The organism is Salmonella sp. 741265055_HSA (assembly GCF_046569525.1).
Classification (GTDB): Bacteria; Pseudomonadota; Gammaproteobacteria; order Enterobacterales; family Enterobacteriaceae; genus Salmonella; species Salmonella enterica.
In genome coordinates, this window is record NZ_JBKFSQ010000001.1 from 214,809 (window position 1) to 232,496 (window position 17,688).

19 protein-coding genes are annotated in these 17,688 nt (G+C 50.8%); 8 read left to right on the plus strand and 11 right to left on the minus strand.

Annotated features, from left to right (window positions below):
• Window positions 1-5: 5 nt before the first annotated feature.
• The 3 genes from ACLD4K_RS01080 to ACLD4K_RS01090 all read left to right on the plus strand — a co-directional run bounded on the left by ACLD4K_RS01080 (window position 6) and on the right by ACLD4K_RS01090 (window position 4,068).
• On the plus strand, window positions 6-1,025 hold the full coding sequence (locus tag ACLD4K_RS01080; protein WP_000836494.1) for a Zn-dependent oxidoreductase: 1,020 nt from the start codon (window positions 6-8) through the stop codon (window positions 1,023-1,025).
• Between the two features lie 53 nt (window positions 1,026-1,078).
• Entirely contained in the window at window positions 1,079-2,458 is a 1,380-nt protein-coding gene (locus ACLD4K_RS01085; protein ID WP_183059147.1) for an MFS transporter, read from the plus strand.
• A 143-nt stretch (window positions 2,459-2,601) separates the two neighbouring features.
• Window positions 2,602-4,068, plus strand: a complete 1,467-nt coding sequence (locus tag ACLD4K_RS01090) for a mannitol dehydrogenase family protein (RefSeq protein WP_183059146.1) — start codon at window positions 2,602-2,604, stop codon at window positions 4,066-4,068.
• Between the two features lie 66 nt (window positions 4,069-4,134).
• Here ACLD4K_RS01090 and ydfZ read toward each other — a convergent pair whose 3' ends face one another.
• The 3 genes from ydfZ to ydfG form a co-directional block, all read right to left on the minus strand.
• Window positions 4,135-4,338 carry a putative selenium delivery protein YdfZ gene (ydfZ, locus tag ACLD4K_RS01095; protein ID WP_000989267.1) on the minus strand — a complete coding sequence of 68 codons (204 nt, stop codon included), beginning with the start codon at window positions 4,336-4,338 and terminating at the stop codon, window positions 4,135-4,137.
• Window positions 4,339-4,518: 180 nt separating this feature from the next.
• Window positions 4,519-5,205 (minus strand): GntR family transcriptional regulator, encoded by a 687-nt coding sequence (locus ACLD4K_RS01100; protein ID WP_000215563.1) that lies wholly within the window; start codon window positions 5,203-5,205, stop codon window positions 4,519-4,521.
• Window positions 5,206-5,334: 129 nt separating this feature from the next.
• A complete protein-coding gene (gene ydfG / locus ACLD4K_RS01105; protein WP_000636564.1) occupies window positions 5,335-6,081 on the minus strand; it encodes a bifunctional NADP-dependent 3-hydroxy acid dehydrogenase/3-hydroxypropionate dehydrogenase YdfG in 747 nt (248 codons plus the stop codon).
• A gap of 138 nt (window positions 6,082-6,219) precedes the next feature.
• Here ydfG and dcp point away from each other — a divergent pair, with 138 nt between their 5' ends.
• Window positions 6,220-8,262, plus strand: a complete 2,043-nt coding sequence (dcp, locus tag ACLD4K_RS01110; protein ID WP_411011243.1) for a peptidyl-dipeptidase Dcp — start codon at window positions 6,220-6,222, stop codon at window positions 8,260-8,262.
• A 344-nt stretch (window positions 8,263-8,606) separates the two neighbouring features.
• The gene (locus ACLD4K_RS01115) at window positions 8,607-8,789 is read left to right on the plus strand and encodes a general stress protein (protein WP_000807642.1); all 183 of its coding nucleotides are present in this window, start codon (window positions 8,607-8,609) and stop codon (window positions 8,787-8,789) included.
• Window positions 8,790-8,908: 119 nt separating this feature from the next.
• Here the strand turns inward: ACLD4K_RS01115 and ACLD4K_RS01120 are convergent, their stop codons facing one another.
• Window positions 8,909-9,436 carry a 2-oxo-tetronate isomerase gene (locus tag ACLD4K_RS01120; protein WP_115286038.1) on the minus strand — a complete coding sequence of 176 codons (528 nt, stop codon included), beginning with the start codon at window positions 9,434-9,436 and terminating at the stop codon, window positions 8,909-8,911.
• 427 nt (window positions 9,437-9,863) lie between these two features.
• Here ACLD4K_RS01120 and ACLD4K_RS01125 point away from each other — a divergent pair, with 427 nt between their 5' ends.
• Entirely contained in the window at window positions 9,864-10,256 is a 393-nt protein-coding gene (locus ACLD4K_RS01125; protein ID WP_000776351.1) for a YdeI family stress tolerance OB fold protein, read from the plus strand.
• A 347-nt stretch (window positions 10,257-10,603) separates the two neighbouring features.
• Here the strand turns inward: ACLD4K_RS01125 and mgtS are convergent, their stop codons facing one another.
• Both mgtS and ydeE read right to left on the minus strand, forming a co-directional pair.
• A complete protein-coding gene (gene mgtS, locus ACLD4K_RS01130) occupies window positions 10,604-10,699 on the minus strand; it encodes a protein MgtS (RefSeq protein ID WP_000901531.1) in 96 nt (31 codons plus the stop codon).
• Between the two features lie 247 nt (window positions 10,700-10,946).
• Window positions 10,947-12,134 carry an efflux MFS transporter YdeE gene (ydeE, locus tag ACLD4K_RS01135; protein ID WP_411011244.1) on the minus strand — a complete coding sequence of 396 codons (1,188 nt, stop codon included), beginning with the start codon at window positions 12,132-12,134 and terminating at the stop codon, window positions 10,947-10,949.
• 227 nt (window positions 12,135-12,361) lie between these two features.
• Here ydeE and eamA point away from each other — a divergent pair, with 227 nt between their 5' ends.
• On the plus strand, window positions 12,362-13,264 hold the full coding sequence (eamA, locus tag ACLD4K_RS01140; RefSeq protein ID WP_000987750.1) for an O-acetylserine/cysteine exporter: 903 nt from the start codon (window positions 12,362-12,364) through the stop codon (window positions 13,262-13,264).
• Window positions 13,265-13,382: 118 nt separating this feature from the next.
• Here eamA and marB read toward each other — a convergent pair whose 3' ends face one another.
• The 3 genes from marB to marR are packed head-to-tail and all read right to left on the minus strand — an operon-like array spanning window position 13,383 to window position 14,464.
• The gene (gene marB, locus ACLD4K_RS01145; RefSeq protein ID WP_000783049.1) at window positions 13,383-13,598 is read right to left on the minus strand and encodes a multiple antibiotic resistance protein MarB; all 216 of its coding nucleotides are present in this window, start codon (window positions 13,596-13,598) and stop codon (window positions 13,383-13,385) included.
• A 28-nt stretch (window positions 13,599-13,626) separates the two neighbouring features.
• The gene (gene marA / locus ACLD4K_RS01150; RefSeq protein ID WP_000091194.1) at window positions 13,627-14,010 is read right to left on the minus strand and encodes an MDR efflux pump AcrAB transcriptional activator MarA; all 384 of its coding nucleotides are present in this window, start codon (window positions 14,008-14,010) and stop codon (window positions 13,627-13,629) included.
• A gap of 19 nt (window positions 14,011-14,029) precedes the next feature.
• Window positions 14,030-14,464 (minus strand): multiple antibiotic resistance transcriptional regulator MarR, encoded by a 435-nt coding sequence (gene marR, locus ACLD4K_RS01155; protein WP_000843434.1) that lies wholly within the window; start codon window positions 14,462-14,464, stop codon window positions 14,030-14,032.
• A 258-nt stretch (window positions 14,465-14,722) separates the two neighbouring features.
• On the opposite strand from marR, the gene ACLD4K_RS01160 reads away from it, so the two are divergent.
• Window positions 14,723-15,388 carry a MarC family NAAT transporter gene (locus tag ACLD4K_RS01160; protein ID WP_000968968.1) on the plus strand — a complete coding sequence of 222 codons (666 nt, stop codon included), beginning with the start codon at window positions 14,723-14,725 and terminating at the stop codon, window positions 15,386-15,388.
• Window positions 15,389-15,434: 46 nt separating this feature from the next.
• On the opposite strand, the gene ACLD4K_RS01165 is transcribed toward ACLD4K_RS01160, so the two are convergent.
• Both ACLD4K_RS01165 and ptrR read right to left on the minus strand, forming a co-directional pair.
• Complete coding sequence (locus ACLD4K_RS01165) at window positions 15,435-16,625, minus strand: sugar transporter (protein ID WP_000154617.1); 1,191 nt, start codon at window positions 16,623-16,625, stop codon at window positions 15,435-15,437.
• A gap of 115 nt (window positions 16,626-16,740) precedes the next feature.
• Entirely contained in the window at window positions 16,741-17,613 is an 873-nt protein-coding gene (gene ptrR, locus ACLD4K_RS01170) for a putrescine utilization regulator PtrR (RefSeq protein ID WP_000366541.1), read from the minus strand.
• Window positions 17,614-17,688: the final 75 nt, after the last annotated feature.

The following is a 17,688-nucleotide window of genomic DNA, read 5'->3' on the forward strand; positions in this document are numbered from 1 at the left end:
GAAGAATGAAAAGCATCGTAATCGAAAAACCGAATACATTAACTATCGAAACGCGCGCGCTTCCGCAGCCTGCGCCGGGTGAAGTTCGTATTAAAGTGAAACTGGCGGGTATCTGCGGTTCCGACAGTCATATTTATCGGGGACATAATCCCTTTGCAAAATATCCCCGTGTCATAGGCCATGAATTTTTCGGTGTCATCGACGCGGTAGGCGACAACGTCAATCGTGACCGGATAGGAGAACGCGTATCCGTCGATCCGGTGATCAGTTGCGGGCATTGTTACCCTTGTTCAGTCGGTAAACCCAATGTGTGTACCTCGCTGGTGGTGCTGGGCGTGCATCGTGACGGCGGTTTCAGCGAGTATGCGGTGGCGCCGGCCCGTAATGCTCATCGCATACCGGACAACATCGCAGATCATCATGCCGTCATGGTTGAGCCGTTTACCATTGCGGCAAATGTGACGGGGCAGGTGAATCCGACCGAGCAGGACGTGGCGCTTATCTATGGCGCAGGCCCGATGGGATTGACGACCGTACAGGCGCTGAAGGGGGTTTATCAGGTTAAAACGGTCATCGTCGTTGATCGCATTGAAGAGCGTTTAGCGATGGCGAAGCAGAGCGGCGCTGACTGGACCCTCAATAATGGTCAACATTCACTGGCGGAATTTCTACAGCAGAAGGCGCTAAAACCGACCTTGATTGTCGATGCCGCCTGTCATCCCGCTATCCTGCAAGAGGCGATTACCCTTGCATCGCCTGCGGCACGCATTGTCCTGATGGGATTTTCCAGCGACCCGTGTGAGATTGTACAGCAGGGTATTACCGGAAAAGAGCTGGCTATTTATTCATCGCGTCTTAATGCCAATAAATTCCCGGTCGTGATTGACTGGCTGAATAAAGGGCTTATTGATCCGGATAAGCTGATAACGCATACATTTGATTATCAACATGTTACTGATGCGATTGAGCTTTTCGAGAAAGACCAGCGTCAATGCTGCAAAGTCTTACTCACGTTTGCGAAATAATATAAATAATTGCGAGTAAGTAGTACGCATCTTACCTCTTAGAGATTGCCTATATGACACAAATAAAGCATGAACGATCGACTCAGGATTTAGTGCGCGCTGCCGTATCTGGCTGGTTAGGCACCGCGCTTGAATTTATGGATTTTCAGTTATATTCGCTAGGCGCGGCTCTGGTCTTCCATGAAATATTTTTCCCGGAACAGTCTGCCGCGATGGCGCTTATTCTGGCAATGGGCACCTATGGTGCAGGTTATATAGCCAGAATTATCGGCGCCTTTGTTTTTGGCAAAATGGGCGACCGGGTCGGAAGAAAAAAAGTATTGTTTATTACCATCACCATGATGGGGATCTGTACCACGCTGATTGGCGTACTGCCGACGTATGCGCAAATCGGCATTTTTGCGCCAGTATTACTGGTGACATTGCGCATTATACAGGGGCTGGGTGCCGGGGCGGAAATTTCCGGGGCAGGTACTATGCTGGCCGAGTATGCGCCGAAAGGAAAGCGTGGCATCATTTCCTCGCTGGTCGCGATGGGCACCAACTGCGGTACATTAAGCGCAACGGCGATCTGGGCGGTGATGTTCTTTGCGCTTGACCGCGAACAACTGGTCGCCTGGGGATGGCGTATTCCTTTCCTGGCGAGCGTCGTTGTCATGATATTTGCGATCTGGCTGCGAATGAATCTGAAAGAAAGCCCGGTATTCGAAAAAGTAAGCGAAGGCGAAAAATCGCCAGCGTTAACGCCTGCGTCAGAAAATACATTGGGCGCGATGTTTACCAGCAAATCTTTCTGGCTGGCCACCGGTTTACGTTTTGGACAAGCTGGGAATTCGGGGCTTATTCAAACCTTCCTTGCCGGATATTTAGTTCAGACGTTATTATTTAACAAATCTATCCCAACCGATGCGTTAATGATAAGTTCCGTAATTGGTTTTATCACTATCCCACTCTTGGGGTGGTTGTCCGATAAATACGGTCGTCGGCTGCCGTATATAATATTGAATATCTCCGCGATTATTCTCGCCTGGCCGATGCTGTCTATTGTGGTAGATAAAACGTATAGCCCTGGCGTAATTATGGCGGCGCTCATTGTTATTCATAACTTTGCCGTGCTGGGATTATTTGCGCTGGAAAACATCACCATGGCGGAAATTTTCGGATCGCGTAATCGCTTCACCCGGATGGCGATTTCAAAAGAAGCAGGGGGGCTGGTGGCGGTTGGCTTTGGCCCCGTCCTCGCAGGGATCTTTTGTAACATGACCGATTCCTGGCTGCCCATCTTAATTATGCTGGTGCTCTACTCGTGTATTGGTCTGATTTCTGCGCTGTTGATGCCGGAGGTCAGAGATCGCGACCTGAGTTTGCCTGAGGATGCGGCGGAAGCGACAGCGGCAGAGAAGTTACGCCACTCCGTAACCCAGACGAGTTAAATCGTGTCGACGGTATGGCCGGAACGCTAATGCGGTTTCGGCCATGCTGTCAGGTCACTTTTATGTCATTAGCGTAAATCCAAATGTACCAGGGCAGGCGTTACTCTGCGACTGTTCCGCTTTCAGAATATAGAGGTTATAAAATGCAAAACAGGCTTTTATCAGCAAAGGCGACGCTTCCTGATTACGATCGCGCGGCGCTGGCGGCGCGGATGGTCCATCTCGGTTTTGGCGCGTTTCATCGCGCGCATCAGGGGGTTTATACAGATATTCTGGCTGCGGAGCAGCATAGCGACTGGGGTTATTATGAGGTTAACCTTATTGGCGGCGAACAGCAGATTGCCGATCTAAAGCAGCAGGATAACCTCTATACCGTGGCGGAGATGTCGGCGGAAGCCTGGACGGCGCGAGTGGTGGGCGTCGTCAAAGCGGCGTTGCATGTCCAGGTTGATGGTCTGGAACGTGTGCTGGCGGCGATGTGCGAACCGCAAATAGCGATTGTGTCTCTGACCATTACCGAGAAAGGGTATTGTCATTCGCCAGCCACGGGCCAACTTCTGCTGGAACATCCCATGATTGCCGCCGACCTGCAAAATCCGCATCAACCGCTAACGGCACCGGGTATTATTGTTGAAGCATTAGCGCGTCGTAAAGCCGCAGGCTTACCGGCATTTACCGTGATGTCCTGCGATAACATGCCGGAAAATGGGCATGTGACGCGTCAGGTTGTGACGGCTTATGCCCGGAAGGTGGATGCGGAACTGGCGATATGGATCGAGCAAAACGTGACATTTCCGTCAACGATGGTTGACCGGATTGTCCCTGCGGTCACGCCGGAGACGCTGGATAAAATCGAACAACTGACCGGCGTGCGCGATCCGGCGGGCGTCGCCTGTGAGCCGTTTCGTCAGTGGGTGATAGAAGATACGTTTGTGGCGGGTCGTCCGCAGTGGGAAAACGCGGGCGCGACGTTGGTCGCCGACGTGATTCCGTTTGAAGAGATGAAACTGCGAATGCTTAACGGCAGTCATTCTTTCCTGGCTTATCTGGGGTATCTTGCCGGCTATCAGCATATTAATGACTGCATGGCTGACGACAACTATCGTCTGACCGCGCAGGCGTTAATGTTACGCGAGCAGGCGCCCACGCTGAAAGTCCAGGGGGTAGATTTACAGCGTTATGCCGATCAGTTGATTGCGCGTTACTGTAATCCGGCGCTGCGTCATCGTACCTGGCAGATTGCGATGGATGGTAGCCAGAAACTTCCGCAGCGTATGCTGGACTCCGTTCGCTGGCATCTTGCTAATCATAGCGATTTTGATTTGCTGGCGCTGGGCGTGGCGGGGTGGATGCGTTACGTTGGCGGCGTGGATGAACAGGGCAAGGCGATCGACATTAGCGATCCGCTATTGCCGGTTATTCAGCGCGCCGTGGCAAACAGTGAAGAAGGCGCCAGTCGTGTTAAGGCGCTGCTGGGAATGGCTGAAATTTTCGGCAACGATTTGCCGCAGGCGGCGCGGTTTACGCAAAAAGTGCAAGAAGCCTATGACAGTTTACTGAGATATGGCGCGAAAGCGAGCGTGGCGAAATATGCCGAGCGGTTGAAATAGCGCAACAGAGACCCGGTAGCATTATGCTACCGGGAAGGCCGGGGCGGTTCTTAGCGGCCAGTGGTATCAGTTCATACCAAGACGAATCAGTTCGACCGGCGCGAATTTACCTTCACAACCTTCGACAATCACCGTTTTGCCGCGGCGAATTTGACCTGCATCCAGACCTTCGCTCTCAATGGCTTTGATAATCCCGGTATGGCCCGTGCCGCTGATCATGACCCGGCTACCGGTAGTGATTGCGTTACGGTTACGATCGTATGTCATCATGGTGTTTTCTCCTTTCAAACTTACTGCCAAAGCCCGCAGGTTTCCCCGCATGACGGGCGACATATAAATACGCTTATCGTTACGGATTTTTTTTGTTTTTGATCAAGCTCACGGCTTTTTAGGCGGGAATGTGCAGGGTGAGAAAGCGGAGAAGGCGTCTCACCCCGACGTTAAAGGGAGTTACTCTTCGCTAAACCAGCCGCTGTTTTCCTGACGGATAAGCTGGACGGATTCGCTAATTTCCTGCAAATGCTGGGTCATTGCGCTCTCAACCGCATTGCCGTCACGATTTTCCAGCGCGGAGAAAATATCATGGTGCTGGCGCAACAACATCTCTGGCGGAGAAACATGATCCAGACTCATATAGCGAACCCGGTCGATTGTCGCTTTGATATTTTCAATGGTATCCCACGCTAACTGGCAATCGGCGATCTGCGCCAGCTTTTGGTGGAAATCGTCATCAAGCTGGAAAAAATCATCAATCTGTTTGCGCTCGATAGCAATATGTTGCAGGTGCAGATTTTGCGCCAGTTGATAGCACTGGTTGTCGGTGATCATCGCCGCCGCACGGCGGACCACCGCGCATTCGATCGCCTGCCGAACAAAGCAGCCATTCTGTACCTGAGAAAGCGAAATCTTATTTACATAACTACCGCGCTGAGGGCGGATTTGAATCAACCCATTTTCCGCCAGCTTTATAAAAGCCTCGCGCACCGGTTGACGCGAAACGTTAAAACGGGTTGAGACCTCTTTTTCTGATAGCGGCGTGCCAGGCGGGATCAGACAATGCACGATATCACGCCGAAGAATACGGTAAATTTGCTGGTTGACTGGCTGTGTAGGGTTAAGCTGCGTTTCGACGGTCATTCATTCTTACTTTTTAGGCGGTTGACCCGGATACTCTACCACTTTTCCGTGGTGGTCTATACCTTTCATGTTTCTGGTTGCAGATACGTTTGCCAGGGATTACCCGGCCCGCAGACCGGGTATAACCCCTTAGCTACGGTGGACGCTGAGCCCTGCGAAGGATTGGGTAACAGGCATCATTTCAACGGTATTAATATTCACATGCGCGGGGAGCGTGGCCACCCACCATACCGCTTCGGTAATGTCTTCTGGTGTGAGCGCGGTGGTATTTTCGTAAGTTTTACCCGCTTTCTCATCGTCGCCTTTGAAACGGACGCTGGAAAACTCGGTACCGCCAACCAGACCCGGTTCAATGTCGGTCACGCGAACCGCCGTGCCGTGTAAATCCGTGCGCAAATTCAGGCTAAACTGGCGCACAAAGGCTTTCGTCGCGCCATAGACATTGCCACCAGCATAAGGCCAACTGCCGGCGGTCGAACCGATGTTAATGATATGACCGCGATTACGTTCGACCATTCCTGGCAGCACGGCGCGGGTCATATAAATTAAGCCTTTATTATTAGTATCGATCATAGTTTCCCAGTCTTCTACGCTGGCCTTATGCGCCGGTTCAAGACCCAGCGCCAGACCGGCGTTATTGACCAGCACATCAATATCGCGCCACTGCGCAGGCAGAGAGGCCATCATCTCTTCGATGGCCGCGCGGTTGCGCACGTCCAGTTGGGCGGTCAATACGTTCTCGCCAAGCTCATCTTTTAACGCTTGCAGGCGTTCATGACGACGTCCCGTGGCAATGACTTTATGTCCATTCTCAACAAAACGGCGTGCAATACACTCGCCAAACCCTGCGGTTGCTCCAGTTACTAAAACGATCATCACACAGTTCCTCAACGCTTTTTGTGTTGTATTACCATAGCACGCGGCGTTTATGAAAGGGTAATCCTGGTTAACACGGTTGCGGTCAGCATAGGGGGAAGCTTACTCTTATGATCAACCTATTTTCAGGAGTGAAAAATGTCGACGAATCCTTTGTTAGACCAGAGTATGTTGCCCTATCAGGCACCGCGTTTTGATCGGATCAAAGATTGCCATTATCGTCCTGCTTTTGATGAGGGCGTGCGGCAAAAACGCGTGGAAATCGAGGCCATCGTCAATCATCCGGCGGCCCCTGACTTTACGAATACGCTTCTGGCGCTGGAGCAAAGCGGGGCGCTTCTGTCACGCGTCACCAGCGTTTTTTTTGCAATGACGGCCGCGCACACTAACGATGAACTCCAGCGGTTGGATGAGGCCTTTTCTGCCGAGCTGGCGGCGCTCTCCAACGATATTTATCTGAATAGCGCGTTATTCGCTCGCGTGGATGCCGTCTGGCAACAGCGTCACTCACTGGGGCTGGATGATGAGTCGCTACGGTTGGTCGATGTTATCCATCAGCGTTTTGTGTTGGCAGGCGCGCAGCTGGCCGAAGAGGATAAAGCGCGACTGAAGGTATTGAATACTGAATCCGCGACCTTAATGAGTCAGTTTAATCAGCGTCTGCTGGCGGCAAGTAAAGCGGGCGGGCTGGCGGTCGATGACGCGCATTGCCTGGCAGGATTAAGCCCGGAAGAAATGACCGTCGCTGCTGAAGCGGCGCGTGAAAAAGGCCTGGAGGAGCGCTGGTTCATTCCGCTCCTTAATACGACGCAACAGCCTGCGCTTGCTACGCTGCGCGATCGCCAGACCCGCGAAAATTTATTCGCAGCGTCATGGACTCGGGCGGAAAAAGGAGATGCCCACGATACCCGCGCTATCGTTCAGCGTCTGGTAGAGATTCGTCGCTGTCAGGCAAAACTGCTGGGTTTCCCCAATTATGCCGCATGGAAAATGGCCGATCAGATGGCGAAAACGCCGCAAGCCGCACTGAGCTTTATGCGTGGCATTGTGCCGCCAGCGCGTCAGCGGGTACTCAATGAACAGGCGGAAATTCAGAACGTCATTGATGGTGAGCAGGGCGGCTACACCGTTCAGGCCTGGGACTGGATGTTCTATGCCGAACAGGTACGACGGGAAAAATATGCGTTAGATGAAGCGCAACTGAAACCCTATTTTGCCTTAAATACGGTGTTGCAAGAGGGGGTTTTCTGGACCGCCAACCAGCTATTCGGCATCACCTTCGTCGAGCGTTTTGACATTCCGGTGTACCACCCTGATGTTCGGGTGTGGGAGATTTTCGACTCCGATGGTGTCGGCATGGCGTTATTTTATGGCGACTTCTTCGCGCGGGACTCGAAAAGCGGTGGCGCGTGGATGGGGAATTTTGTCGAGCAATCCACACTCAACGAAACCCGGCCCGTTATATACAACGTATGTAACTATCAGAAACCGGTTGATGGGCAGCCTGCATTACTGCTTTGGGACGACGTTATTACGCTCTTCCATGAGTTTGGTCATACGTTACATGGTTTGTTTGCCGTCCAACGCTATGCCACGCTTTCAGGTACCAATACGCCCCGCGACTTTGTTGAGTTTCCCTCCCAGATTAATGAGCATTGGGCGAGCCATCCGCGTGTGTTCGAACGCTACGCGCGTCATGTCGACAGCGGTGAAAAAATGCCTGCTGATTTACAGGAAAGAATGCGCAAGGCGAGTTTATTTAATAAAGGTTACGATATGATTGAATTGCTCGGCGCCGCATTGCTGGATATGCGCTGGCATATGCTGGAGGAGAGCGTAGCAGAGCAGTCTGTCGCTGAGTTCGAGCAGCAGACGCTGGCCGCCGAGCATCTTGATTTACCGGCAGTGCCGCCCCGCTATCGCAGCAGTTATTTTGCCCATATCTTCGGCGGCGGCTACGCAGCGGGATACTACGCCTACCTGTGGACGCAAATGTTAGCGGATGACGGTTATCAATGGTTTGTAGAGCAGGGCGGCCTGACGCGTGAAAACGGGCAGCGTTTTCGTGATGCTATCCTTTCCCGGGGGAATAGTACTGATTTAGAAACGCTTTATTCAGCCTGGCGTGGACATGAACCGCATATTGACCCCATGTTGCAATATCGAGGGCTCGATCGCTAAGCTGATACGGTTGTTCGGCACTGTCGAACAACCGCCTGAAAATGAATCCTGCACTTCTGATGACAGCCAGTTAAATTTATGGGGTTAAATTGTCTGAATATAAAGAGGGCATGCATTCGGATTTTTCTACTTATTTTCCTGTGGTGGCTTGATTGCCAAAGATTTATTACCGCTTCGCTATTAACGTTTTCAAAAAATATATTTTCCGCCATGCGTCTGTATTATGTAAATAATGCAGAAATGAATTTGACACTGCGCACAGGGCGACTAGATTTAGAACTGTATCACATGATATGAGAAGACATATCATATTTAAAACGCAACATCATCATGAGGATTATATTATGGCAGAACATCGCGGCGGTTCCGGTAATTTTGCAGAAGATAAAGAGAAAGCCTCAGAAGCAGGTCGTAAAGGCGGCCAGCATAGCGGTGGGAACTTTAAAAACGACCCACAGCGTGCATCTGAAGCGGGTAAAAAAGGTGGCCAGAACAGCCACAGTGGCGGACGGAAATCCGGCAATTAATTTTACTCCTGATATTTCGTAAATATATTCTGAAATATTGCGCATACGATGCGGGCCATAGGCTCGCATTTTTTTATTCTGACCGAGAGTTATTCTGACCGGTCAGATGAAATTATTGTTTATGCTTTCTTCGTTAACAGAAAAAGCAATTCAGCGAGGGCGAAGCGTACGCATTTTTCCAATACTTCCTGACAATCTCCGTTGAAATGTTGTCGGCTTGTAAAAGTTGTATTGTTAATATTCCAGGCAAACCAAACGGTGCCCGCCGGCGTGCCATCTTCGCCGCCTTCCGGACCGCCATAGCCGCTGATCGCTATGCTGATATTGACCTCAGCCTGATCCTTAGCGCCCTTTGCCATTTCAGTAACGACCGCTTCGCTGACGGCGGTATGTTCGGCAAGACTGTGGCGTTGTACGCGTAAGATTTTTGCTTTGGCTTCATCAGTAAAGGTGACATAACCCACACCGTAAAATGAGGGCGTATCTTCTGCTGCGCACAATGCTGAAGCCAGTTTCCCGCCAGTGCAGGATTCTGCAGTGGTCAGACGGAGTTTCTGGTTAACCAGTAAATCACCAAGTTTTTTTGTCAGGCTATCGACGGATTCGGCTTCATCAAGGGTGACAATATCGTGCTGTTCTAATCTCATCGTTTATTTTTCCGTTACCAGAGACAAAAGAAATCTGTTCGTTCTTCTCAAGTATGGCATATTTATTTTATGACATTGTCAGTGAATGATTATTTTATCCACTTACCAACAAACCCGCTGTTGCATATCTTGCTTACTTTTCTGCGGCGATGACTGTCATTGATTATGCGTAAGGCCATTATCCTCAAAAAATAAAGCCGATTATTCTGAATTGCTATCCAGACGTTGAAGCATATGACTTCAGCTATGTGGCAAGTTAACTATTACGCCGTTACGCTTTCGCGCTCACCGGCGCTGATGTCGGTTGCATATTAATCCGGATGGGTTGATTTTATTGCTTAATATTCTGCGGGTAAATTCATGTTTGTAAAAACTAAAAATAGCGGCCAGACTTAATACGTCAAATAGACGTTATTAAGGAGAGAGCATGAAACTACAGGTGGCTGCATTTTTAAGTTTTCTGATAATGCCTTACGCGCTAGCGGAAGATCAGGGGGGATTAAAAAAAGACGTGGCACCGCCGCCGCCTCATGCTATTGAGGATGGTTATCGCGGTACGGATGATGCAGAAAAAATGACCATCGAACAGGCAAAAACCCTGCATGATGGCGCGACCGTTTCGCTGCGCGGCAACCTTATTGATCATAAAGGCGACGATCGCTATGTATTTCGTGATAAATCCGGCGAGATTAACGTGATAATTCCTTCCGCCGTATTTGATGGGCGGGAAGTTCAGCCGGATCAAATGATCAACATTAACGGTAGTCTGGACAAGAAAGCGAAGGAACCGCTTGTTCGCGTGAACCGACTGCAAAAATAACGCGCGCTTACCGACAATCTCCAGGTCAGCCATACGGGGTACGCGGCTGGCCTGATACCATGGGTCTTGTAAAAGCGCCCTGGGGACAAAAGGTCCCATAATGTCTTATTCAGGTCTGGTTGCGTATCGTTTAAGCTTCATTGATATTGACGGTGCTACAGTCGTTAGCGATCCGTTATCCTCGCAAGAATTTGCCCGGTAGCGTATAAGCAAAACACAAATCTATCCATGCAAGCATTTACCGCTGGTGAACCGGCGGTTTTTTTTTGCCTGCCATCCAGACAAAAGCGGCCCCTTGCGCAACGATGCAGCAAGGGGCCGGCTCTGCGAGGGATTATCTCCGTTCATTAATCATCCCATTTGTGACTGAACCAGGCGGCCAGAAATCCGGAAAATAAAATAATTCCTAATACAACGATAAAAAGGTTAATACTGCCTAACATCTCGTTTCTCCTTATTTTAGCGTGCATCCTCTTTTTTAAAAAACCTCGTACAGACTATAGTACTAATTTATACTTAAGCAAAGTCTGAATTGCGTATTTATTTTACTGGAAGGGTAAAGCATTAGAATATTTTCGTCAGCGCCCAGGAATATTCCTGAATTACCGCAGTTACAGCAGATAATTAGCCTGCAATATATAGGGTTAACCCAGTGCGCCAGAAACTGCGCACATCACTGGCTGCAGATAATTAACAGGTGATAGCCTGTTGCGTAGGGGTAATCCGCATTCCTTTTAACATCAGTGCCCAGGCGAACACAATGGTGATTATCAGGACAACGAAAAGCGACCAGGCGGGAAGCGTCGTCAGGATGACGCCGCTGGCCAGCGGGTTTACCGCCGCACCCAGCCAGCCCAGCGATTGCGCTGAAAAATAGCTGGCTTTCATCCCGGCAGGCGCAATGTTGTCAATTAACATATATTCGCCGGGGGCATAAATAATTTCGCCAATCGTGAATACTGCCGCTGAAAGCCCCCAAAAAAACAGATTGTCGCCTGAAAAAATAAATCCGATGAGCCCGGCGATAAAAAAGACGGTGCCGGTCGTCATCATTGGTCGAATATTGACGGCGGTAAGTCGACGGCCCACGGCGTATTGCAAACTGACCACAATAACCGCATTAACCGGCAGGACGACGGCTACCACTTTTTCCGCGAAGCCGCTATCGGCAACGACCATAACGTACTGTGAAATACAGGACGCAAAGGCACCCCCCACAAAGGAGGCCAGAAATGCCGAAAGCGTAAACCACAATAGTGCTTTGTCGCGCAGCAGAACGGAGGGAGACCAGATAGCGGCATTTTTCCCCTCGCTGGCGGCAACCGATCGTGTCACCCATACCTGAATGAAGACCAGCGGAAATGCGGAACAGATAGCGGCAAGCCAGAAGGGTAAATTGATGCTTTGCATCACCAGCAGCGTGCCGAGCGGCGGGCCAACCGTCCAGCCGATATTGAGTACGGTATAATTGAGCGAAAAAATCCGTGTTTTTGTTGTCGCGGTGAGGTTATCGGCGAACCAGGCCTTCAGGACGGTAGAAAAAACCGAATAGGCGCAGTTAATAAGCGCAAAAAGCAGGACAACCAGTACGACATTATGCACCATTGGGATGGCGATAAATCCGCAGGCGAAGGCGATAATCGCGAGTAACATGTAGCGCTTTTTATCAAACTTGTCCGCCAGAATCCCAAAGCCAAGACTAAAGATGACGCCGATCGTTAACGCGCTGGTCAGCGCGTAGCCAATCAGATCCACGCCTAAACCGTACTGACGGTTAAGATAGATGGTCATAAAGGGGAGCGTGGCACCGCGTCCAATTGTCAATAACAGCGATGAGGCGAGTAGAGCCAACGTCGAACGTCTCAATCCTGGATTCATTTTTCCTGCCTGAAATGGAGGTTACGTATCGGGACGTTTTAATCTACCGTGCCCGCAAAAGCATGATGTCTGTACGCTATAGCGTAGTCTTAACATACCATAACGCAGGATTTTGCCCATCGTGTGTTGTTCAATGCCATGCTCACGGTAAAAAGAAAAGTCCTGTTATGGCGCACTGATTTCCGATAACTTACCTTTTTACAAAATTTTAATAATGACAGGGGCCGATGATGTCGCGTAAAGACGGTTTTTTGGCGTTACTGGTGGTTGTCGTATGGGGGCTCAATTTTGTTGTCATCAAAGTAGGCCTGCACCATATGCCGCCATTATTGCTGGCAGGATTACGATTTTTACTGGTGGCGTTTCCGGCAATTTTCTTTGTCGCCCGGCCTAAAGTCCCGCTTACGCTGTTGCTGGGCTATGGCCTGACGATAAGCTTTGGGCAGTTCGCCTTTCTCTTTTGCGCGATAAAGTTTGGTATGCCCGCAGGACTGGCGTCGTTGGTATTACAGGCGCAGGCCTTTTTTACCATGGCATTGGGGGCGTTTGTTTTTAGCGAGCGGTTACAACGTAAGCAGTTAGCGGGGATCGCCCTGGCGATTATAGGTGTATTGGTATTGATTGAAGCCAGTCTCAACGGACAGCATATAGCGATGTCGGGATTTATGCTGACTCTGGCGGCGGCATTTAGCTGGGCCTGCGGCAATATCTTTAATAAAAAAATTATGCAACATAGTCCGCGCCCGGCGGTGATGTCGCTGGTGGTCTGGAGCGCGCTGATCCCGATCCTGCCGTTCCTGCTGTCATCGCTGCTACTGGAGGGGGCGGATCACATTACGCAAAGCCTTATTACCATCGATATGACGACGATATTGTCGCTGCTTTATCTGGCTTTTGTCGCCACTATACTTGGCTACGGCATCTGGGGCGCGTTACTGGGGCGCTATGAGACCTGGCGCGTGGCGCCGTTATCATTGCTGGTGCCGGTAGTCGGGCTGGCGAGCGCCGCGGTGTTACTCGGGGAAACGTTGACCGGGATGCAGCTTGCGGGCGCAGTACTGATTATGGCTGGACTCTATATCAATGTGTTTGGATTTCGTGTGCGCCGTACTGCGCGCGTCAGGGGATGAGGCATTATGTTACTAAGAAGACAAACGCTAATTTCAGACCATGCCGCGGGGTAATAGCGGCGGACTTGTCATAGCCAGACGGTACTAAAAAAATGCCCCGCAAAACGGGGCAAAGAGGTTAAAGGTGTTGGTCGTTATAATAGGGCACGCCTAATTCATCTGACTTATCGCTGTTCACGCTCACGGGGTGAAGGTCATTTGGCGGATCGCCCACACAGGGCAGAAGCATCACATCGCGGCTATTTTGCGCCACAGGTAACAAAGTTTGTTCTGCAATGCCATATCCGGAGGCGATAAGTAATAGACCCGGCAGGGCGGGAAACAGCATTTTCATGGTGCTCTTCGCGTGGCGCATAAACAAACTAGTAGTTGCCATGGTTCAGCGGCAGCATATACCGTGATTCGCCATGCATATTGGTGATCCGGTATTTGTGTGGCGGCACATCAAAATAGTTTTTGAACGTCCGGGTCAATGTTTGCTGTGACTCAAAGCCATAGCGTTCCGCCAGATAGAGAATGGGCTCGTTGCTCTCTTTTAATTTTTGCGCGATTTCCGTCATTTTACGGCTGCGGATGTATTGACCTAATGAATGACCGGTCTCTTTTTTAAACATCCGTTGCAGGTGCCATTTGGAATATCCTGAACGCTCAGACACTTTTTCCAGTGAGAGCGGCGACTCCAGGTTATCCTCGATCCAGTCCAAAATGCTATGAATAGTAATAGCGTCAGTGTTGCGTCTGGACATCGTCATACCTCTTTTTTGTCTACGGCAGAATTTTCTTGAGCAAATACTCAAGCGTTGCCACTTCGTCCGCCGTTAAGTTTTTTGTTAATTCCTGATGCAGGTCTTGCCCTGGTCGTTGATGACATTGCTCACAAATTGCCGCGCCGTCCGGCGTTAGCTTCACCAGTACGCCGCGTTTGTCATTAGGATTTGGCAGTCTTTCGATCCAGCCTTTGCACAGCAGGCGGTCGAGCATCCGCGTCAATGCGCCGAGATCGACAGACAGCACTTTTTTAAGTTCAACCGGGGTAATACATCCCGCGCAGCGTATCGAGCACAGCACTTTAAACTGTGTTGCGGTGATATCCAGCGGAGATAAATAGTTATTTAACAGGCGATCTTTTTTTTGATTTACCATGTAGATCAAGCGACCCAGCGGAATGATTTCATTGAACAGATCACTGGTGCTTTTCAAAATGGTTGCCCCGGCAAGTAATTAATTTCGTCAGATACTATTGCCCAGGCAAGTATAAGTCAACTAAATGAATTGGCCGATGCCACGATTTGCTAAAAGGCGTCCGGGGTATTGTGCTGTGATAACTCGTAACTAATTGATAATTACAGGTTATAGGTTGTAGAGGATATTAACTTGCACACTGGCGAAATGGCGCGCCTGGGCAATTTCACTTTATACTTCCGGTTCATGAAACGCTGATGGGTAAGAGATAGTATTATGATGGATTTGTTTAAAGCGATTGGATTGGGGCTGGTCGTACTGCTCCCGTTAGCCAATCCGCTAACCACCGTGGCGCTGTTTCTTGGCCTTGCGGGCAATATGAATAGTGCGGAACGCAACCGGCAGTCCTATATGGCTTCGGTTTATGTCTTCGCTATTATGATGGTGGCGTACTATGCCGGGCAGTTAGTCATGAACACCTTCGGTATTTCGATTCCAGGGTTACGGATCGCCGGGGGGTTAATTGTGGCGTTTATCGGCTTCAGAATGCTTTTCCCGCAGCAGAAGGCGCATGAGTCGCCGGAAGCGAAAAGCAAATCGGAGGAGCTGGCAGACGAACCGACGGCCAATATTGCGTTTGTTCCACTGGCTATGCCAAGCACCGCAGGACCGGGGACCATCGCAATGATCATCAGTTCCGCTTCCACGGTGCGTCATGGCGGCGAGTTTCCCGACTGGGTCATTATGGTCGCGCCGCCGATTATTTTTCTTGCCGTGGCGGTGATCCTGTGGGGATGCTTACGCAGTTCTGGCGCTATTATGCGGCTGGTGGGTAAAGGGGGGATTGAAGCGATCTCCCGCTTAATGGGATTCCTGCTGGTGTGTATGGGCGTGCAATTTATTATCAACGGCGTGTTGGAAATTATTAAAACGTACCACTAAGGCGCATTTTCGTCTGCCGGAAACCTGTTCCCGGCAGACGAATGTCTTAATGCGGTTGTTCTTCCAGCGTCACTGGCCATTTGCGGAATATGAGCACAGCCCATACCAGCGCGGCACAGGCGGGTATGGCGCCAATATAGCCGATGGCCGACATTGACCAGTGCAAACTCACCTGATTGCCTACCAGCGCGCCAGCGCCAATACCAATATTAAAGATGCCTGAAAATAGCGCCATTGCGACATCGGTCGCGTCCGGGGCCAGCGCCAGTACTTTCACCTGCATACCGAGCCCTATCACCATAATCGCGATGCCCCAGAAAATGCTCAGTATGGCCAGATGCGCTTCGCTATCCGCCGCAGGCAGCAGCAGAAGCAAACAGACAACCAGCAGGGCAATAGCGATACTGACGAGCGACGAGGCATGGCGATTACCCAGTTTACCAAACACGAGGCTGCCGATGATCCCGGCACCGCCGAGGATCAGTAACAGGACGGTAGCAAAATTCGCACTGAGCCCGGCGACATTCTGAACGAACGGCTCAATATAGCTATAAGCTGTGTAATGCGCAGTCACCACAACGACGGTCAGTACATAGAGGCTCATCAGCGCCGGGCGCCGGAATAGCAAAGGTAAACTTTTTAGTGAGCCGGAATGCTCGCTCGGCAATTTCGGTAGAAGCTTAATCAGACATAGCAGCGTAATTAATGCGCCCATGCCGATGGCAAAAAAGGTGGTGCGCCAGCCAAAATACTGACCAACAACGCGGCCTATCGGCAGCCCAAGCACCATGGCCAACGCGGTGCCGGTCGCTATCAGACTTAATGCCTGCGCGCGTTTCCCGGCAGGGGCCAGGCGGATCGCCAGAGAGGCGGTTATCGACCAGAAAATAGCGTGGGCGAAAGCGATGCCAATACGGCTAATGACCAGTACGGTAAAGTTCCATGCCAGGAAGGAGAGCACGTGGCTGGCAATAAACAAAACAAACAGACAAATGAGTAGCTTACGGCGCTCCATTTGACTGGTAAGAAGCATAAAAGGCAGCGACATGACGGCAACTACCCAGGCGTAAATGGTTAGCATGATGCCGACCTGCGCGGTTTGCATATGAAAGCTTTCAGCAATGTCTGATAGCAAACCAACCGGCACAAATTCTGTGGTATTGAAAATAAAAGCGGCAATAGCAAGCGTAACTACCCGTAGCCACGCGACCTTGCGGGAAACTGGATTGATTGTCATAAAAATATTTCGGGTTAGTTGCGAGAAGGTGAGGCCGCGATCTTAAAACGTTTACTGGCGAAAAGACAATCATTTTGTGACCTGCTTCTCATTTACTTCGCAGGCCGTTTCGTCTTCAGTCGACGCTCGCCAGTTGGGCGTTAAGTAACTCGATAAAGGCCTCAAGTTGACGCGTCATCGCCCCGCGCCGCCACATTAGCCAGGTGCTAAGCCAGCGCCACTTCTCCGCCAACGGCCAGGCCTCCACCTGATGATGTCCTGGCATACTGTTGAGCATACTTGCTGGCATCAGCGCAATACCTGCGCCGGCAATTACGCACGCCAACATTCCATGATATGACTCCATTTCGTGAATCGTACCGGGGGTCGCGCCATCGGCATGAAACCAGCTTTCGAAATGCCGTCGGTAAGAACAGTTGGCGCGAAAAGCATAGATGTTATAACCATTCACCTCGCTGGCCCGCGAAACGACGGAATGGCCGTGTGGCGCGACGATCATCATCTCTTCCTGGTAAGCCGGTATACCTTCCAGCCCCGGATGCATTAGCGGGCCATCAATAAAGGCGGCGTTCAGCTTTCCTTCGAGCACGCCATCCAGCATGGCGCCGGAAGGACCGGTCGTTAACGCGAACTGAATTTTAGGGTAACGCTGGTTATAACCCGCCAGCAGCGCGGGGATACGTACGGCGGCAGTACTTTCTAACGCGCCGAGTGAAAACAGTCCTTGCGGTTCCTCTCCGGCAACCACCATACGGGCTTCATCAACCAGCGCCAGGATCTGCTGGCTGTAACGTAAAAAGTTATGCCCGGCTGGTGACAGCCTGAGTCGCTGGTTTTCGCGAATAAACAGAGAGACGCCCAGGTCGGCTTCAAGCTGACGGATACGCGTGGTCAGGTTGGACGGAACGCGGTGCACTTTTGCCGCCGCCTGCGTAATGCTGCCCGTCAGAGCGACAGCGTTAAACATTTCCAGTTGCGTCAGGTCCATGGTTTTCTCAATTCGTGAATAGTCTGGTTAATATTATTCATTTTTCAGAAAGGGTAAAGGGCGTCATGATGGTAC

What these genes read in the sequence shown, in the direction of transcription:
- ydfZ (WP_000989267.1), bottom strand. Translation starts at nt 4,338, where the DNA reads ATGATGACATACGATCGTAACCGTAACGCAATCACTACCGGTAGCCGG.
- dcp (WP_411011243.1), top strand. Translation starts at nt 6,220, where the DNA reads ATGTCGACGAATCCTTTGTTAGACCAGAGTATGTTGCCCTATCAGGCA.
- ACLD4K_RS01085 (WP_183059147.1), top strand. Translation starts at nt 1,079, where the DNA reads ATGACACAAATAAAGCATGAACGATCGACTCAGGATTTAGTGCGCGCT.
- ACLD4K_RS01125 (WP_000776351.1), top strand. Translation starts at nt 9,864, where the DNA reads ATGAAACTACAGGTGGCTGCATTTTTAAGTTTTCTGATAATGCCTTAC.
- ACLD4K_RS01115 (WP_000807642.1), top strand. Translation starts at nt 8,607, where the DNA reads ATGGCAGAACATCGCGGCGGTTCCGGTAATTTTGCAGAAGATAAAGAG.
- ydfG (WP_000636564.1), bottom strand. Translation starts at nt 6,081, where the DNA reads ATGATCGTTTTAGTAACTGGAGCAACCGCAGGGTTTGGCGAGTGTATT.
- ACLD4K_RS01090 (WP_183059146.1), top strand. Translation starts at nt 2,602, where the DNA reads ATGCAAAACAGGCTTTTATCAGCAAAGGCGACGCTTCCTGATTACGAT.
- ACLD4K_RS01160 (WP_000968968.1), top strand. Translation starts at nt 14,723, where the DNA reads ATGATGGATTTGTTTAAAGCGATTGGATTGGGGCTGGTCGTACTGCTC.
- marB (WP_000783049.1), bottom strand. Translation starts at nt 13,598, where the DNA reads ATGAAAATGCTGTTTCCCGCCCTGCCGGGTCTATTACTTATCGCCTCC.
- ptrR (WP_000366541.1), bottom strand. Translation starts at nt 17,613, where the DNA reads ATGGACCTGACGCAACTGGAAATGTTTAACGCTGTCGCTCTGACGGGC.
- mgtS (WP_000901531.1), bottom strand. Translation starts at nt 10,699, where the DNA reads ATGTTAGGCAGTATTAACCTTTTTATCGTTGTATTAGGAATTATTTTA.
- eamA (WP_000987750.1), top strand. Translation starts at nt 12,362, where the DNA reads ATGATGTCGCGTAAAGACGGTTTTTTGGCGTTACTGGTGGTTGTCGTA.
- marA (WP_000091194.1), bottom strand. Translation starts at nt 14,010, where the DNA reads ATGTCCAGACGCAACACTGACGCTATTACTATTCATAGCATTTTGGAC.
- ACLD4K_RS01165 (WP_000154617.1), bottom strand. Translation starts at nt 16,625, where the DNA reads ATGACAATCAATCCAGTTTCCCGCAAGGTCGCGTGGCTACGGGTAGTT.
- ACLD4K_RS01080 (WP_000836494.1), top strand. Translation starts at nt 6, where the DNA reads ATGAAAAGCATCGTAATCGAAAAACCGAATACATTAACTATCGAAACG.
- ACLD4K_RS01100 (WP_000215563.1), bottom strand. Translation starts at nt 5,205, where the DNA reads ATGACCGTCGAAACGCAGCTTAACCCTACACAGCCAGTCAACCAGCAA.
- ACLD4K_RS01120 (WP_115286038.1), bottom strand. Translation starts at nt 9,436, where the DNA reads ATGAGATTAGAACAGCACGATATTGTCACCCTTGATGAAGCCGAATCC.
- ydeE (WP_411011244.1), bottom strand. Translation starts at nt 12,134, where the DNA reads ATGAATCCAGGATTGAGACGTTCGACGTTGGCTCTACTCGCCTCATCG.